Consider the following 16,723-nt stretch of genomic DNA (forward strand, 5'->3'; position numbering starts at 1 on the left):
CCAAGGGTTCCAATTTGCCCGCGCCCATCTACAAATTGAGCGATGATTCGGCCGTTCCGTGGAGTTGAAATGGCATTTGCACCAAAATCGAAACGTAGTGTCGGCGCTGTTTTCGCGTGTCTGATGCTTGCTGCTCCGTTGGGCCTTGCCAGTCAGGCCGCAGCCCAGCAGGCCGGCAAGGTCACGTCATCCCATGGCGCCTGGTCGATTGTCTGTGACACGCCCGCCGGCGCGCCGGGGGAGCAATGCGCGCTGATGCAGAATGTGATTGCCGATGATCGTCCCGAGGTCGGCCTGTCCGTGGTCGTTCTGAAAACCGCGGATCAGCAGGCGCGCATCCTTCGGGTGCTGGCGCCTCTGGGCGTCCTCTTGCCGTCAGGCCTGGGGCTCAATGTCGACGGCAAGGATATCGGCCGCGCCTATTTCGTGCGCTGCTTCTCCGACGGCTGTTACGCAGAGGTGATCCTTGATGAAACGCTGCTGACCACGCTGCGCGGCGGCACGACGGCAACCTTCATCGTGTTCCAGACGCCCGAGGAAGGCATCGGCATTCCGGTCGATCTGGCCGGCTTTACCGAAGGCTATGCGGCGCTTCCGTGACGAGACCATAAACTCACTCGAGGTTTGCGGGGTGCGAGACCACGGCAGCATCAGTGTGCCCGACCCGGCGGGTTGAATGACGGTCTCATGGGTGATTTTGCCGGTCGGCTCTTAGCGTCGTGTTTCAATCGTCGCTCGATCACCTATATACATGGGCAACACCGCAGCAAAAATGGACAAGATCATGCAGGATCCACTCGCCAGCCAATTCGACATTTCTGAAGCCAAGGTGGAGAGAATCGTCGCCGATGCACTCAAGGACGCCGACGATGGCGAGCTTTACTTGGAGTACGAGGAAACCGAATCTCTGGTGTTCGATAACGGCAAGCTGAAATCCGGCGCATACGCGACCGATCGCGGTTTCGGGCTCCGTTCGGTGCTTGGCGAGACTTCCGGGTATGCGCATGCGGGCGAATTGTCGGAAGCTGCACTGATGCGCGCTGCTGATGCAGTCTCAGCGGTCACGCGCGGCGCCAGCGGAACCTATTCCGAAGCACCCCAGCGCACCAACAAGTTGCTCTACACGGCTGACAACCCGCTCTCGGCACCTGGCTTTGAGGACAAGGTCAAGCTGCTGCAGACCATCGATCATTACATTCGCAACAAGGATGAGCGGGTCCGTCAGGTCTCGGTTTCGATCGCCGCAAACTGGCAGGTCGTTGAAATCATGCGTGCCGACGGTCACCGGGTGCGCGATGTGCGCCCCCTCGCCCGCCTGAACATCTCGGTGGTGGCAGGCGTCGGCGACCGGCAGGAAACCGGGTCCTACGGCATGGGCGGACGCAAGCTGTTCGGCGATTTCCTGACCGATGAAAGCTGGCGGCATGGTGCTGATGAAGCGCTTCGCCAGGCGCTGGTCAATCTCGACGCCGTTCCGGCTCCCGCAGGCACCATGGATGTGGTGCTCGGCGCAGGCTGGCCCGGCGTGATGCTGCATGAAGCGGTTGGCCATGGCTTGGAAGGCGATTTCAACCGCAAGAAAACATCGGCCTTTGCCGGTCTCCTCGGCCAGCGCGTCGCCTCCAAGGGGGTCACCGTCGTTGATGACGGCACCATCGAAGGCCGGCGCGGCTCGCTGTCGGTCGATGACGAGGGCACGCCATCTGGCTACAATGTGCTCATCGAAGATGGCATTCTCGTCGGCTACATGCAGGACCGGCAGAATGCCCGGCTGATGGGCATGAAGGCCACCGGCAACGGACGCCGTCAATCCTACGCGCATCAGCCGATGCCGAGGATGACCAACACCTACATGCTGTCGGGCGACAAGAGCCCCGAGGAGATGATTTCCTCGGTCAAGAAGGGGCTTTACGCGGTCTCCTTTGGCGGCGGCCAGGTTGACATCACCTCCGGCAAGTTCGTTTTCGGCTGCACCGAGGCCTATATGATCGAGGACGGCAAGATCGGCGCGCCGGTGACCGGCGCGATGCTGATCGGCAATGGTCCCGAAGCAATGCAGCGGATCTCCATGGTCGGCAATGATTCAGCGCTTGATACCGGCATCGGCATGTGTGGCAAGGGCGGACAGAGCGTGCCGGTCGGCGTCGGCCAGCCGCATCTTCTGATGAATGCGATGACGGTTGGCGGCACCCAGGCCTGATACAGCCTCCGAACAGACTGGCCCAACTGCCGGGTTTCCGTTTGAGCGGAAATCCGGTGGCTGACCGGTGGCACTGTTGCCAAACCAGTTGGCGGGGTATCTAAGCGACTGAAGATAAATCAACTCTTCAGTCATGCTCGATATTCTCTCCATCACCGCCCCCGTTTTCATCATGATCGCGATCGGATACGCGTCGGTGTATTCCGGCCTGTTCGAAGCCTCGGCCATGAAAATTCTCGGCAGTTATGTTGTGGTGCTGGCGCTGCCGGCACTGCTGTTCAAGGCGCTCTCGCAACGGCCCATCGCGGAAGTGGTCAACTGGAGCTACATGGCGGCCTATCTTTTCGGGTCGCTGGTGGTCCTGGCCTGCGGTTTCTTTTACATGCGGCTCATCCGGAAGGCTGAAACGACGGCTGCGGCGATCAGCACCATGGGAATGGTCTGCTCCAATACCGGCTTTGTCGGCTACCCGATCCTGCTTCTGATGCTGCCCTCAATCGCCGGCGTTGGCCTGGCGTTGAACATGCTGGTGGAGAATATCGTACTCATCCCCCTCCTCCTTGCGATCGCAGAGGCCGGGCACGGAACCCCTGCATCTGTCGGGAAAACGCTCACCCGGACATTTAGCAGCCTGGCCCGCAATCCAATCATCATCGGACTGGTCGCGGGACTGGCCGCAGCATCTTTCGACCTGAAACTGCCCGCGCCCTTGATGAAGCCGATCGACATGCTTGCCGCTTCGAGCGCGGCCGTGTCGCTGCTTGTCATCGGCGGCACCCTGGCAAGTGTTTCGGTTCGCGGCCTGACCGGAGAAATCGCGCCCACGGTCGCGGGCAAGCTGATTTTCCATCCAATGGCAGTGTTCGGCGCAACCGTTGCCCTTCCCATCGTGGGTCTGGCACCGCTATCTCCCGAAATGCAGGCAGCCGCTGTCATCCTGGCTGCAGTCCCAATGATGGGAATCTATCCGATCCTTGCGCAGCGTTTCGGGCGAGAACGCCCCAGTGTGGTCGCGATGCTAATGGCGACGGTGCTCTCGTTCTTCACACTCAGTGGTGTGCTCTGGGTGGTCAACACATATATCCTTTGAGTGACACCGAGTGCTGCGGCCAAACCGCCGTTCCCCTGCGTTCCGTTGAGGCGGTCCGCGGGGCTGGTGCGCGCCACCGACCAAGGAACCGGCCGCAATATGGCTAATCGCCCGGTGTTCCGGCAGGATTCAACAACGGTTAAGCCAAAGCTGGTAGTACGGTCCGGCACCAAGCGCTAGTTGCGCCTTTCGGATCGGGAATATGTTCGGACCCAGCACAGTCGCCGCACGTCGAATGCTCAAACGCACCGCCATTCAGAGCGGGCTTGAGGCGGTGTCTCTGGTCTCCAGGAGCGGTCTGATGTCCGGCGCACGCGGCATGGGTGCGATCTTCACCCTGCACCATGTCCGACCTTCTATCCAAAAGGATTTCGATCCTGCAGCGCACCTGACGATCACGCCTGAATTTCTGGATGCCAGCATCACCCGGCTCAAGGATGACGGCTACATTCCGGTGGCTCTGGCAGATCTGCCAGATTTCCTTGCCCAGCCCGACCGGCCGGGTCCAGCCATGGTCTTCACCCTGGACGATGGATACAGGGACAATGACCAGCATGCCCGTCCTGTCTTCGAGAAGCACGGCGTTCCCTATACGATCTTCATTTCAGGCGGTTTCGTCGACCGGACTCATTCGATCTGGTGGGAAACTGCAGAGCAACTTCTCAGCCAGGTCGACGAATTCACTTTCGACTTCGGAAACGGTCAGGAAACGCTCGCAACACGCAGCCTGATTGAAAAATATGCGGCCTTTGACCGCCTGAACACGGCCCTGGTTTGCGCGGGACAGGAGGCCACCGTCGAGCGACTTGACGAGCAGGCGCGCGCTGCGGGCATCTGCCCGACGGGCATAGTCGATCGTGAAGTCATGGATGAGGCCGAACTGCGCCAGCTTGCCGCCACTCCGCTGGCACATCTGGGAGCTCACACCATTTCGCATCTCAATCTGGCGCACCTGAACGCCGACCGGATGCGCTCGGAAGTCATCAGATCGGCGGAGCGCGTTGCCGAGATCACGGGCGAGAAGCCAAGCACGCTTGCCTATCCGTACGGGGATCGATCCGCAGCCGGGCCAAGGGAATATCAGGCAGCGCAAGCGCTCGGTTTCAAACTCGCGGTGACCACCAACCCGGGGACACTGCAGGGCAAAAGCCTCGAGAACCTGTTTTCGCTCCACCGCATATCTCTCAACGGCTATTACCAGAAATGCCGGTATGTTGGAGCGCTCGCGTCAGGCATCCCGTTCGCTCTGTCCGGATCTGCTCAAGGGTAGAGCCGGGTCTTGTCCCAGGCGCCGTCCGAGTGGGTGAACACCATGCGGTCATGCAGCCGGAAGGGCCGGTCATGCCAGAACTCGATCGATTGCGGAACAATGCGAAAGCCGGACCAGTGCGGCGGGCGTGGAATATCGCCGATCGCATGCCTGGCTGTGTATTCAGCCACCGCCTTTTCAAGCGCAAAACGACTTTCCAGCGGGCGCGATTGCTTTGACGCCCAAGCGCCTATGCGGCTGCCGCGGGGGCGTGATGCGTAGTATTCATCAGCTTCCGCATCACTGACCTGCTCCACCGGCCCGCGGATCCTGACCTGGCGGCGCAAGGTTTTCCAGTGAAAGCACATCGCGGCTTTCATTGACGAGAGAATTTCCTCGCCCTTGGCGCTTTCAAAGTTGGTGTAGAAAACAAACCCGCGCTCATCAAACCCCTTGAGCAGAACCATGCGGACATCAGGCAAGCCGTCAGTATCAACCGTCGCCAAAGCCAAAGCATTGGGGTCATTGGGCTCGGAGGCCGTCGCATCTTCAAGCCATTTTGCAAAAAGCCGGTAAGGTTCGGATTCTTCGGTGAAGTCACCAGTCGTTAACCCTGTTTCGGTCATAATGTTCTTTCATGCCTCCAGGCTGGAGTGGCAGTACGTTGGAACCTGACCTAACAGAAGCGATCAACCGGGAAAAGAGCACGAAGGTGCGCCGCGCGTTTTTGGCGCTGGCGTTGCCGGCATGCCTTGGCCTGTCTGCCTGCATGGGCGGTGGCTCTTCAGCAGTTTCGGCTCTTTCGCTTGATGAAACAACGACTGCCTCGATTGTTCGCTTGTCTGCCGAAAGCGAGATCATGTCCGACGAGACCTACATTCGTGATCTTGTCGGCGGGCTGAGTGAGCAGGAACTGTCGGTTACGCAGCCATGGTCGAATTCCCTGACAGGGTCTGCCGGGGTCATTTCGAGTGTCAAGATCGTGACGGACGGCGCCAGGACCTGCCGGCTGTTTGAGACAACCCGCCACAGTTTTGACGGCGTCGCGCTTCTCAATGGGCAGGCATGCCGCCGCCCGGACGGCGGATGGGACCTCGTCAGTCTCGATCGCCCCAATGGCTGATTAGAATATTATTCCGCGTTCCAGGCCATAAACCCATCTTCCATACACGGATGATTAGCAAATCGCCGTTAGGGTACCCGTATTAAGCCCATACGGGGATGTAACATGCGTAGTCCGTACACGGTGCTCGGCGTCAACACGACGGCGAAGGCTGAAGATATCAAGAGCGCTTACCGGCAGCTCGCAAAGATTTGGCATCCGGATCAGAATCCGGATGATCCACAGGCCGGAAACCGGTTTGCAGAGATCGCTCATGCTTACAAGCTGTTGATCGATCCCGAAACACGTCTGAGATTCGACCACGGTCATATCGATGCCATGGGTCGTCGCCAGGCGCGTCCTGCGCGCGGGTTCTCGGCCAATCCATTCAAGACGTTCAAGGAGAATATGGGGAAAGCCCCAAGCGCTCAAGCAAGTGGAGCCAGTCAGTCTGCTGATGCCATGGACGAAGCAAAGTTCGAGGATATGGTGGTCCATATTTTCGGTGACGCAGCGGCCAAGAAGACAAAAGAACAGGCAGCGCCTGACAGGGACCACACCGGACAGCGAACCAAAACGGACGCCCCGGGCATGGACGAGGATCCGCTCACCACGCTCGACAATCTCTTCAAGAAATGGAAATCGCGCCACAAGCCGAAGACCGTTCTCCCAGCGACCCATCATCAGGCTGAGATTACTCTGGAAACCGCGCTTGCCGGCCACGAAGACGAAATCGTGTTTGGTGAGGGCGAAACCGTGAGCTACACGATCCCGCCAGGCACTGTGGACGGCTCCGAAATTGTTGTCTCCTCGCCCAATCCACAGATTTATGGCGACGCAATTGTCACCGTGCGGCACCAGAAGCACCCACGATTGCGATCGTCGGGGAGTGATATTCACGGCGATCACCCGGTTGAACTTGCCGAAGCCGTGCTTGGTGGTTCATTTGTCTATGATGGCCTCGACGGTCCTTTGCGTATCGAGATCCCCGAATGGTCAGGCTCCGACACCGTGCTTCAGATCAAGGGCAAGGGGCTTCCCACCACCTTTGGACGACGCGGGATGTTGCACGTTCATTTGCGCGTCATGCTGCCTGAAAAGCCGGACCCTCACCTTATGGACCTGATGCGGTCAAGCAAGAAGGCTTGGTATCTCTAGGCATTCCGCATTACAAAAATCGAACGCTCGGCAGTTAAACCAATCGATTGCCCTGACTTGCGGCAGCACGCCCTGTGTGCGATAGCCTGCCCGATAATTTCGAGGGAGAATTGCAATGGCTGACACTTCCGGCCTGCTGAAAGGCAAACGCGGCCTGATCATGGGCGTGGCGAACAATCGGTCGATTGCGTGGGGAATTGCCAAGGCTTGCGCCGATGCGGGCGCCGAACTTGCACTCACCTATCAGGGCGACGCGCTCAAGAAGCGGGTCGAACCGCTGGCAGCCGAACTCGGCGCCATCGTCGCCGGTCACTGCGATGTCACTGACCTTGATACGATTGACGCCGTGTTCGCCGAAATCGAGAGCAAGTGGGGCAAACTGGATTTCGTGGTTCACGCCATTGCCTTCTCCGACAAGGACGAGCTAACCGGTCGCTATGTCGAAACCAGCCGTGAAAACTTCAACCGCACCATGGACATCTCGGTCTATTCGCTGACCGCTGTCGCCAAGCGGGCCGAGCCTCTGATGACCGACGGCGGTTCGATCATCACGCTGACCTATTACGGTGCCGAAAAGGTGATGCCGCATTACAACGTCATGGGCGTTGCAAAGGCAGCACTGGAAGCCAGCGTTCGCTATTTGGCGGTCGATCTGGGTGGTTCCAACATCCGGGTCAACGCGATCTCCGCCGGCCCGATCAAGACGCTTGCCGCCTCCGGGATTGGTGACTTCCGCTACATTCTCAAGTGGAACGAGTACAACTCGCCTCTCAAGCGCACCGTGACCATCGATGAAGTCGGAGATTCAGCGCTTTACCTGGTTTCCGACCTGTCGCGCGGCGTGACCGGTGAAATCCTGCATGTCGATTCGGGTTATCACACGATCGGCATGAAGGCCGTAGACGCTCCCGACATCAGCGTCGTTTGATTTAGCTGCGTTCAGGTGGGTTCACTTGGGCGCGCTTTGCATCTATTCAAAGTGACGAGCCTCGCATGCGCGTTCGAGCAAGCGCATGACACTCCAGGTCAAGCTCTCTCCAAGAGGAATGGTGCATGCTTCTCTATGTGATCCGCCACGGTCAGACGGACTACAACCGGGAGCAGCGACTGCAGGGCGCGCGCGATATCCCGCTTAACGACAAAGGCCGCGGCCAGGCAACCGCCAATGGCAGAGCGCTGGCTGGTCTGACTGCCCTGGAACTCCCCCTTGACGGTTTTGACTGGGTGGCAAGTCCCTTGGGGCGAACACGCGAGACCATGGAACTTGTTCGCAAGGCAGCAGGCCTGGATCCCCTCACCTATCGCACCGATCCGCTGCTGATCGAACTTTCGTTTGGTGACTGGGAGGGGCAGACACTGGTTGAGGTCGAGGCACACTCCCCCGACCTCATCAAGGAGCGGAACAACAGCAAATGGCGTTTCCGACCACCCGGCGAGCGGGCGGAAAGTTATGCCATGCTGGCTGATCGCACAGACAGGTTCCTGGCCACCATTGATCGGCCAACAATCTGTGTTGCCCATGGCGGCGTGATTCGCACGCTGTTCAACCGGATCGGAAAAGTCGAAGACGACGATGCCGCCGTCATCGACATTCCGCAAGATCGGGTGCTCAAGATTGATGGCGATTCGATCGGCTGGATCTGAACATACAGCCATAAAACACGCAGAGCTTTGCGGATGCGGGCTAAGCAGTGGCTACTGCACCAGCTCCAGATCGTTGATCATCCGCTTACCGTCAACAACGGTGTAGAAGATGACGACTTCGACGTTCTGGTCCAGGCCTTCGAAATTGAACTCGGCCGGAGCCTGATAAGTCTTTCCATCATTGAGCTTGATCGTCTGATCGGCGGTGGAAACTTCGGCGATCTTGCCGGTGGCATCGGCGCTTTGAGCCCAGGCGGAAACCGGTGCCAGCAGGAAAAAAACAGCCAAAACGGCGGAAATGGCGGTGCGCATAAGGCAGTCCTTGTCAATGTTTTGAGTTGCCTCTTTGAAGAGGCAGATTGTGGCAAAATTGATGGCGGCATGTGAGCGGTAAACAATTGGGTTGTCAACGAAACAGCTTCACTTTGCGGCTGGTTCAACAAAAAGGCTTCCCCCAAGGCCCCGACTTCCTCTAGAAGTCACGGTGAACCCTCAAATGCGGGCCTGTTCCGCGATATCCCATGGTTGCACAGCATGTCGCATAACACCTTCGGCCACCTGTTTCGCGTGACCACCTGGGGCGAAAGCCACGGGCCCGCACTTGGCTGCATTGTCGACGGGTGCCCTCCTGGCATACGCTTCACCGAAGCCGAGCTGCAGCACTGGATGGACAAGCGCAAACCGGGCCAGTCGCGCTTTGTTACCCAGCGGCGTGAGGACGATCTGGTCAAGGTTCTTTCAGGCGTCATGCGCGAAGACGACGGTGGGCTGATCACCACCGGCACGCCGGTCTCGATGCTGATTGAGAACACCGACCAGCGCTCCAAGGACTATTCGGAGATTGCCAAGCGGTACCGGCCCGGCCACGCAGACTACACCTATGACGTCAAATATGGCGTACGTGACTATCGCGGCGGCGGACGCTCGTCTGCCCGCGAAACGGCTGCACGGGTTGCCGCCGGCGGTCTGGCGCGGCTGGTTGTTCCGGGCGTCAATGTCCGCGCAGCGCTGGTGCAGATCGGCGAGCACAAGATCAATCGCGACAACTGGGACTGGGCTGAAGTCGACAACAACCCGTTCTTTTGTCCAGATCCCGAAATGGTCCCGGTCTGGGAAAACTACCTCGACACGATTCGCAAGGCGGGCTCTTCGGTCGGTGCAGTCATCGAAGTGGTGGCGGACAATGTGCCCGCCGGTCTTGGTGCGCCGATCTATGCCAAGCTCGATCAGGACATCGCCTCCAACCTGATGTCTATCAATGCCGTCAAGGGAGTCGAAATCGGCAATGGCTTTGAGGCGGCACGCATCACCGGCGAGGAAAATGCCGACGAGATGCGTATAGGCGCCGATGGCAAGCCTGTGTTCCTGTCCAACAATGCAGGCGGCGTTCTCGGCGGGATTTCGACCGGACAACCGGTTGTGGCGCGGTTCGCCGTCAAGCCGACGTCGTCCATCCTCAACGACCGGCGCTCGATTGACTCCGATGGCAAGGAAGTGGATGTGAGAACCAAGGGCCGGCACGACCCCTGCGTGGGCATTCGCGCTGTTCCCATCGGTGAAGCCATGGTGGCGTGCGCGCTTGCCGACCATTACCTGAGAGACCGCGGCCAGACCGGCCGCCTCGATTGAGAGATTACCCATGAGCTATGATCAAGCCCGCGTCGTTGACGCCATTCGCGCCTTTGAGGCCGGTGAAATCGTTGTCGTCACCGATGACGGCGGACGTGAAAATGAAGGTGACCTGATCGTCGCTGCGGTGCACTGCACACCGGAGAAGATGGCGTTTATCGTGCGCCACACCTCCGGCATTGTCTGCACCCCGATGCCGCGTGAGGAAGCCAAGCGGCTGAACCTCAACGCCATGGTGGCAGACAATGATTCCGCCCACACAACCGCGTTCACGGTGTCGGTCGACTACAAACACGGCACAACCACCGGCATCTCGGCCGATGACCGGACGCTGACGGCGCGCAATCTTGCCAATCCGAATGCCGGCGCCAACGACTTTACCCGTCCCGGCCATATATTTCCGCTGATAGCCCGCGAGGGCGGCGTGCTGATGCGGTCAGGCCATACCGAGGCTGCAGTTGATCTGTGCAAGCTCGCCAGCCTGCCCCCGATCGCTGTGATCTGCGAACTGGTCAATGATGATGGAACGGTCACACGCGGCGAACAGGTCGATGATTTCTCCGTCAGGCACGGCCTCAAGCAGGTCTCCGTGGCTGACCTGATTGCCTACCGCCAGCGCAAGGAAACGCTGATCGAGCACATCGAAAGCTTTGATGTGGAAACTGTGGCTGGCAAGGCGAAGGCCTATAGCTACAAGCTGCCATGGGACCCGATGCATCACTTGGCCGTGGTGTTTGGTGATATTCGTGACGGCGTCAACGTGCCGGTTCGGCTGCATCAGGAATCGGTGGTCAACGATGTCTTCTCCAAGCAGGAGCCGATGACCGCCATAATGAAGAAAATGGCATCCGAAGGCCGCGGCGTGGTCATCTACCTGCGCGAAGGCTCGGTCGGTGTCGGACCTCAGGCTTCACGCCGAACGACCGTTATCGAGGGCGAAGGCCACGCCGAAGCCAAGGCCCGCGAAGACGAGTGGCTTGAAATCGGCCTGGGTGCGCAGATCCTCAAGGATCTCGGAATCAGTTCGATCAAGCTCTATGCCTCGCGCGAACGTCACTATGTCGGGCTTGAAGGTTTCGGCATCCAGATCGCGTCGACCGAGATTATCTAGCGCCCGCGCTGGTAGGCCTTAACCGCGTCACCAAACGCCTGGAACAATGACTTGTTGATGGGATTGTCCTGCGGGTCATATTCGGCATGCCATTGGACACCGAGTGCGAAGCCTTCCGCATTCCTGAAGCGGATTGCCTCTATGGTGCCGTCTTCGGCAATTCCCTCGGCAATGATCTTTTCGCCGATCTCAAGCACACCCTGGCCATGAAGCGAATTCACCCGGATCAGGTCAGTCCCGAGAATGCCTGAGAAAATGCCATCTGGGGTCAGCCGAACTTCATGGCGATCAGCAAACACGACCGTTGGATCGGGATGGATTTCGCCGGTCTCGAGGCGGGGCATACGGTGGTTCATCCGTCCGGGCAGTTCGCGGATTTCCGGATGCAGCGAACCGCCTCCCGCCACGTTCATCTCCTGAAAGCCGCGGCAGATGCCGAACAGCGGAACTGATCTCGCAACACAGGCTTCGATCAGCGGCAAGGCAACCGAGTCCCGCCCCTCGTCATAGGGCTCGTGCCTGGGATCGGGCTCGACGCCAAACCGGGTCGGGTGGACGTTGGCCCTGGCTCCGGTGAGCAGAATGCCGTCCACGACGTCAAGCAAATCCGATATGTCGGTTATCTTCGGATCGCCCGCGAAAATCAGCGGCAGGGCGTCGACGACATCGACAACCGCCTGAAGGTTGTTTTGCCCGGCCATCTGGACGGTGAACCTGTTCTCCACGCTGTAGGCGTTGCCGATGACGCCGATGACAGGCCTGGCCATGTATTTGTCTCGCATTCGAATCCGGGCCGCGCGATGTGGCGTCCACAAAGGTCATGTTTTTCACACAAGGTGACTTTCAACAACTCTGTGCAGGCAAAAAAACCGGCCGTTTGTGACGTTTGTTCCATCACTTTGGTTTCCGGCACGGCGGTTTACAATCCCTGGCGCCAGCCATCGGCATGGACGATCTCGCTAACACCGGCGAAGCGGGCGACACGGGCGAGTTCTGCGTCGAGTTTGGCCATGCGTCCTGTCGAAGCGCGGATTTTGGGCTCAAGCCAAAGCCGTGCAACATTGAGCGTTCCCGCCTTCCGGTCGGCCTTCATGTCGATGCGGCCGATCATCCGGCCGCCCTCCAGCAAGGGGAAAACATAATACCCGTATTCACGCTTCGGCTCCGGCACGAAGACCTCGATCCGGTAGCGGAAGCCGAACAGGCGTTCGGCCCGGTTACGATCGCGCAGCAGCGGATCGAACGGGCTCAATACCCGGATGCGTCCGGGCGGCTCCGGCCAATCCTCCGGGTTCGCAGACAGTCCCGCCAGCGCAAAGGAGGCGCGTGGTTTGCCGTCACCGACACATTCGATCTCGACCTCCTCAAGCTGATCCCGGTTGGCGCTGACCCAGCTCTTTGCCTCCTCCGGCGAGACCAGGTTCCAGAACGCGGCAATCTCGCCATGAGTGGCAAACCCGAGCCGCTCAATGGCGCTGCGGCAGGCCCAATCGACAAAGTCCGCATGGGACACCTCGGCAGCCAGATGATGGGCGGGAATCACGCGCTCACTCAAATCGTAGATCTTCTGGAAATTCTGCCGACCGCTGATCGCCAGCTTGCCGGTCTGCCAGAGAAATTCGAGCGCAGTCTTGGATGGATGCCATTCCCACCAACCGCCGGACTTGTGATCGGGCTTCTGGATCTCGCGGGCGAGGATGGCGCCGTTTTCCAAAATCCTGGCGTAGGTTTCGTCAGACGCCCTGTCGAATTCCTCGCCATGCCATTTCGTCCAGCGTTTGCGCATCCCCTCTTCCTTGAGCGCAAAACGATGTTTCCAGTAGGGATAAAACGCGCAAGGCAGGATCGAGGCATCATGGGTCCAATGCTCGAAAAGCGCCCTGTCCTCTTCCAGTAACTCAGTGAGCTGTTTCTGTTTGAAAGTCTGGTTGCGGGAGAAAATGATCTGGTTGTGAGCCCGCTCGACAGTCGAAATGCTGTCGACCTGGACAAACCCCAGATCGTGGATGAGCTGCAGCAGATCACCCTTTGTCAGCGCGCGCGACGGCGATGCGGAAAGCCCCTGTTTGGCGAGGAAAATCCGTCGCGCCGCCTTGTTCGAGATCTGAATCACCATGAATCGACCTTACACGTGTTCTTGCTTTGTTCAAGAACCATGCCCGTAATTGGTAGCGCATGCCAGTCACAAGACCCCTGTCGGCACGACCAAGCCTCGGTGCTGGCTTCACAGCCTTTTCATCTGTAGATGTATGGCATGGCTCGTTCGACTTCTTCACTCCGGCTTTTCTGTGCCACCTGGTGGCGATCGGCCACCCGAAATGAGCTCAACAGGGCAAGATACCTGGTTCGGCTTCGGGGGATGCTGCCGGTCCTCGTTCTGTTTGCCGGTGGCCTTGTGACAGCTGCTCATGGCCAGACGGTCCATACCGTCAAAATCGCTGCGCCCGTTGAAAGGGTCGTTACGACTGGAAGCGGCACATTTATTGTGGCCGCCGGGCAGGCTTTTGCTGCGACGGCTTGTGACGCGGTTTCCGGGATCTGTCTGCAATCGTCACCCATGCCCTCGGACCTGGATCCAGCGCCTGCGGATGCGCTTGCCGACGGACGTATTGCAATCGCCCAAACGGGCGACATACGCCAGGCATGGTTTGCCCGGCCAACAGCACGGTACGCACACGGCGTTCTGGGCGACGCCATTGAAGCGGGATCGCTGGTCGTCGTCACGGCTTCGGGCAAGGTCCTGGAAGCGATTTTGCCGGTGGATCAAGTGTTCGAGGACATCACCCCACGGATTGCGGATCTTGACGGGGACGGAACCAACGAGGTGATTGCCATTCGCTCTTCCAAGGATGGTGGCGCTGCTGCGACGATTTTTGGCATTGTCGGAACCGAATTGAAACTGCGCGGTGCCGGATCGGAAAACGGGCGGCCCAATCGCTGGCTCAACATCGCAGGCCTCGTGCCGCATCCCGATGGCGGGCTGACACTTTACGGTGTGCGCACGCCCCATATCGGCGGTCGTCTTTTTGTACTGGATTTCAGGAACGGAAAGCTCTCCGAGAGCAATGATATCGCTACTGATGTGTCCAACCACATAATCGGCTCCCGCGAGCTCGGCATGTCAGCCACCGGCAATTTCGGTGGCCGCATGGAACTGATACTGCCCTCACAAGACCGCAGGCGCCTGAGATTTCCGCTCTCGGGGCGCGCCGACATCGCCCTGCCCGGGGCCATCGACAAGGCGATCGCTCTGGTGGATGGCCGCGTGCTCACTGCAACGGTCGACGGAACACTGATTGTTGTGTCCCCTTGAATTCCCATAGAAGTAGCCTCTGGCATCAGCCGCAATTCATCGCTAGATAGATTGCATGACAACATTCTATTACTCCAATCCCATTTGCCTCGAACACCTTGTACCGGCCGGCCATCCCGAACGGCCCGACCGGATGAAAGCGCTCGAGGCTGTCTTCGAACACGAACACTTCAACACGCTGGTGCGGCATCTGGCGCCCGAGGCTCAGGCCGAGGCGGTGCTGCTGGCTCACCCCGAGAGCTATCTCGAGAAGATCCGCGCTGCCATTCCCGAGACTGGGTTTTCACGGATCGATTCCGATACCACGGCCAGCCCGCGCTCGATGGAAGCGGCACTGATTTCCGTCGGTGGAGCCTTGGCGGCGGTGGATGCGGTGTTCAAGAAGGAAGCCGATAACGCGTTCGTCGCGACCCGGCCTCCGGGCCACCACGCCGAGAAAAACACTTCGATGGGTTTCTGCCTGTTCAACCAGGCAGCAATCGCGGCGCGGCATGCGCAGAAGGTGTACGGCGCCGAGCGAGTGGCGATTGTCGACTGGGACGTGCACCACGGCAACGGCACCCAGGACATCTTCTATGATGACCCGAGCGTGATCTATTGCTCGACGCACCAGATGCCGCTTTATCCGGGAACCGGAGCGCTCGGGGAAACCGGCAAGGGCAATATCTTCAATGCGCCGCTGTCGGCCAACGACGGAAGCGACCATTTCCGCGAGGCGTTCCGCACTCGTATTCTGCCAGCGCTTGAAGAGGCGCATGCGGATCTGATCATCATCTCTGCCGGCTTTGATGCGCATCACCGCGATCCGCTGGCAGAGATCAATCTGGTGGCCGACGACTTCGACTGGGCGACGGGCAAGGTGATGGAAATCGCCGGACGCCACGCCGGCAACCGGGTCGTCAGCCTGCTGGAAGGCGGGTATGATCTGGTGGGCTTGGCCGAATCGGCGGCAGCCCACGTTATCCGGTTGCAGGAGGGTTGATTGATGAGTGAAGCCAATGACATTTCGGCCATGAGCTTCGAGCTGGCCGTGGCCGAACTGGAACGCATCGTCGAACAGCTTGAACGCGGCGACGTGGCGCTCGACAAGTCGATCGAGATCTACGAGCGCGGCGAAGCCCTGAAAGCGCATTGTGAAAAACTGCTTTCCGCCGCCGAGAAGCGGATCGAGAAAATCCGCCTTGACCGTCAGGGCCAGCCCGCAGGAACAGAACCTCTCGACGCCGATTAAACCCGAGATCACAGGAGCATGGCATGAGCTTTTTCCCCGGAGGAGACCCGGAACCCGGCGACGCCCCTTCCTGTGACGCCATCGAACATCTGATCATCCCGTCCTCGCGCGACATTGGCGGTTTTTCGGTCAAGCGGGCGCTGCCGACCGCGCGCAGACGCATGGTCGGGCCTTTCATCTTCTTTGACCGCATGGGCCCCGCCATCTTGCGCGGTGATACGGCGATGGATGTGCGCCCTCACCCGCATATCGGGCTTTCCACCGTCACCTACCTGTTTGATGGCGCAATCCGGCACCGTGACAGTCTGGGCACCGAAATGGTGATCAAGCCGGGCGATGTGAACCTGATGACCGCTGGCCGGGGCATCGTCCATTCCGAGCGCACCCCCGACGAGATGCGTAGCGCGGATATGCCGATATCCGGACTGCAGACCTGGCTGGCGTTGCCGGACAATCTCGAAGAGATCGATCCGACATTTTCCCACATCGCCACCACCGAACTGCCCGAGATCAGCGACGCAGGCATTCAGGCGCGCGTGGTGATGGGCAGCTTTGGCGGGCTCACCTCGCCCGTGCCACAGCACGTCGGCACGCTCTATGTCGATCTGGCGCTGTTGCCATCCGCCTCGGCGCCGTTTGACGCAAACTGGGAAGAACGGGCATTGTACCTGCTCGAAGGCGAAGTCGAGATCGCCGGTGACCGGTTTGGCCCGGACCAGCTTCTGGTCTTCCGCCCCGGTGATGCGATTACCATCAAGGCCGGCCCCGCAGGCGCGCGGATGATGCTGTTTGGCGGCGACAGCATCCCGACCAAGCGGCATATCTGGTGGAACTTCGTCTCCTCATCCAAGGACCGCATCGAACAAGCCAAGGCTGAATGGCGCTCCGGGCGGTTCGACATCGTGCCCGGCGATGCCGAAGAGTTCATACCGCTACCGGACAAGTGACCGCTCGAGAGGGAGTGGCATGAGCGCGCAGACTTGTACGCTGGTGTTC

18 protein-coding genes are annotated in these 16,723 nt (G+C 59.5%); 14 read left to right on the forward strand and 4 right to left on the reverse strand.

Annotated features, from left to right (window positions below):
• Window positions 1-69 precede the first annotated feature (69 nt).
• The 4 genes from WNZ14_RS18440 (at window position 70) to WNZ14_RS18455 (ending at window position 4,560) form a co-directional block, all read left to right on the forward strand.
• A complete protein-coding gene (locus WNZ14_RS18440; protein ID WP_342870074.1) occupies window positions 70-600 on the forward strand; it encodes an invasion associated locus B family protein in 531 nt (176 codons plus the stop codon).
• Between the two features lie 184 nt (window positions 601-784).
• Entirely contained in the window at window positions 785-2,200 is a 1,416-nt protein-coding gene (gene tldD, locus WNZ14_RS18445) for a metalloprotease TldD (RefSeq protein ID WP_342870075.1), read from the forward strand.
• 133 nt (window positions 2,201-2,333) lie between these two features.
• Window positions 2,334-3,290, forward strand: a complete 957-nt coding sequence (locus WNZ14_RS18450) for an AEC family transporter (RefSeq protein WP_342870076.1) — start codon at window positions 2,334-2,336, stop codon at window positions 3,288-3,290.
• Window positions 3,291-3,492: 202 nt separating this feature from the next.
• On the forward strand, window positions 3,493-4,560 hold the full coding sequence (locus WNZ14_RS18455) for a polysaccharide deacetylase family protein (RefSeq protein ID WP_342870077.1): 1,068 nt from the start codon (window positions 3,493-3,495) through the stop codon (window positions 4,558-4,560).
• On the opposite strand, the gene pdxH is transcribed toward WNZ14_RS18455, so the two are convergent.
• Window positions 4,551-5,165, reverse strand: a complete 615-nt coding sequence (gene pdxH / locus WNZ14_RS18460) for a pyridoxamine 5'-phosphate oxidase (RefSeq protein ID WP_342870078.1) — start codon at window positions 5,163-5,165, stop codon at window positions 4,551-4,553. The genes WNZ14_RS18455 and pdxH overlap by 10 nt on opposite strands.
• 38 nt (window positions 5,166-5,203) lie before the next feature.
• Between pdxH and WNZ14_RS18465 the strand changes: the two genes are divergently transcribed.
• The 4 genes from WNZ14_RS18465 (at window position 5,204) to WNZ14_RS18480 (ending at window position 8,443) form a co-directional block, all read left to right on the forward strand.
• A complete protein-coding gene (locus tag WNZ14_RS18465; protein ID WP_342870079.1) occupies window positions 5,204-5,662 on the forward strand; it encodes an RT0821/Lpp0805 family surface protein in 459 nt (152 codons plus the stop codon).
• Window positions 5,663-5,767: 105 nt separating this feature from the next.
• Window positions 5,768-6,799 carry a DnaJ C-terminal domain-containing protein gene (locus WNZ14_RS18470; protein ID WP_342870080.1) on the forward strand — a complete coding sequence of 344 codons (1,032 nt, stop codon included), beginning with the start codon at window positions 5,768-5,770 and terminating at the stop codon, window positions 6,797-6,799.
• 115 nt (window positions 6,800-6,914) lie between these two features.
• Window positions 6,915-7,727, forward strand: a complete 813-nt coding sequence (gene fabI / locus WNZ14_RS18475) for an enoyl-ACP reductase FabI (protein ID WP_342870081.1) — start codon at window positions 6,915-6,917, stop codon at window positions 7,725-7,727.
• A 125-nt stretch (window positions 7,728-7,852) separates the two neighbouring features.
• On the forward strand, window positions 7,853-8,443 hold the full coding sequence (locus tag WNZ14_RS18480) for a histidine phosphatase family protein (RefSeq protein WP_342870082.1): 591 nt from the start codon (window positions 7,853-7,855) through the stop codon (window positions 8,441-8,443).
• Window positions 8,444-8,494: 51 nt separating this feature from the next.
• Here the strand turns inward: WNZ14_RS18480 and WNZ14_RS18485 are convergent, their stop codons facing one another.
• Entirely contained in the window at window positions 8,495-8,755 is a 261-nt protein-coding gene (locus tag WNZ14_RS18485) for a DUF1344 domain-containing protein (RefSeq protein ID WP_342870083.1), read from the reverse strand.
• A 222-nt stretch (window positions 8,756-8,977) separates the two neighbouring features.
• Between WNZ14_RS18485 and aroC the strand changes: the two genes are divergently transcribed.
• Both aroC and ribB read left to right on the forward strand, forming a co-directional pair.
• Window positions 8,978-10,072 carry a chorismate synthase gene (gene aroC, locus WNZ14_RS18490; RefSeq protein ID WP_342870084.1) on the forward strand — a complete coding sequence of 365 codons (1,095 nt, stop codon included), beginning with the start codon at window positions 8,978-8,980 and terminating at the stop codon, window positions 10,070-10,072.
• Window positions 10,073-10,082: 10 nt separating this feature from the next.
• The gene (gene ribB / locus WNZ14_RS18495; protein ID WP_342870085.1) at window positions 10,083-11,183 is read left to right on the forward strand and encodes a 3,4-dihydroxy-2-butanone-4-phosphate synthase; all 1,101 of its coding nucleotides are present in this window, start codon (window positions 10,083-10,085) and stop codon (window positions 11,181-11,183) included.
• Here ribB and WNZ14_RS18500 read toward each other — a convergent pair.
• On the reverse strand, window positions 11,180-11,950 hold the full coding sequence (locus WNZ14_RS18500; RefSeq protein ID WP_342870086.1) for a gamma-glutamyl-gamma-aminobutyrate hydrolase family protein: 771 nt from the start codon (window positions 11,948-11,950) through the stop codon (window positions 11,180-11,182). The two genes, ribB and WNZ14_RS18500, sit on opposite strands and share 4 nt — an antisense overlap.
• Window positions 11,951-12,102: 152 nt before the next feature.
• Window positions 12,103-13,299, reverse strand: a complete 1,197-nt coding sequence (locus WNZ14_RS18505) for a winged helix-turn-helix domain-containing protein (RefSeq protein ID WP_342870087.1) — start codon at window positions 13,297-13,299, stop codon at window positions 12,103-12,105.
• A gap of 441 nt (window positions 13,300-13,740) precedes the next feature.
• On the opposite strand from WNZ14_RS18505, the gene WNZ14_RS18510 reads away from it, so the two are divergent.
• From WNZ14_RS18510 to WNZ14_RS18525, 4 genes are read left to right on the forward strand one after another with little or no spacing between them, the layout of a single operon-like run.
• Window positions 13,741-14,496 (forward strand): hypothetical protein, encoded by a 756-nt coding sequence (locus tag WNZ14_RS18510; RefSeq protein WP_342870088.1) that lies wholly within the window; start codon window positions 13,741-13,743, stop codon window positions 14,494-14,496.
• A 55-nt stretch (window positions 14,497-14,551) separates the two neighbouring features.
• A complete protein-coding gene (locus tag WNZ14_RS18515; RefSeq protein ID WP_342870089.1) occupies window positions 14,552-15,478 on the forward strand; it encodes a histone deacetylase family protein in 927 nt (308 codons plus the stop codon).
• A 3-nt stretch (window positions 15,479-15,481) separates the two neighbouring features.
• The gene (locus WNZ14_RS18520) at window positions 15,482-15,727 is read left to right on the forward strand and encodes an exodeoxyribonuclease VII small subunit (RefSeq protein ID WP_342870090.1); all 246 of its coding nucleotides are present in this window, start codon (window positions 15,482-15,484) and stop codon (window positions 15,725-15,727) included.
• Between the two features lie 23 nt (window positions 15,728-15,750).
• Window positions 15,751-16,674 carry a pirin family protein gene (locus WNZ14_RS18525; RefSeq protein ID WP_342870091.1) on the forward strand — a complete coding sequence of 308 codons (924 nt, stop codon included), beginning with the start codon at window positions 15,751-15,753 and terminating at the stop codon, window positions 16,672-16,674.
• The last annotated feature ends 49 nt before the right edge of the window (window positions 16,675-16,723 follow it).

The organism is Hoeflea sp. AS60, assembly GCF_038900115.1.
GTDB lineage: Bacteria > Pseudomonadota > Alphaproteobacteria > Rhizobiales > Rhizobiaceae > Hoeflea.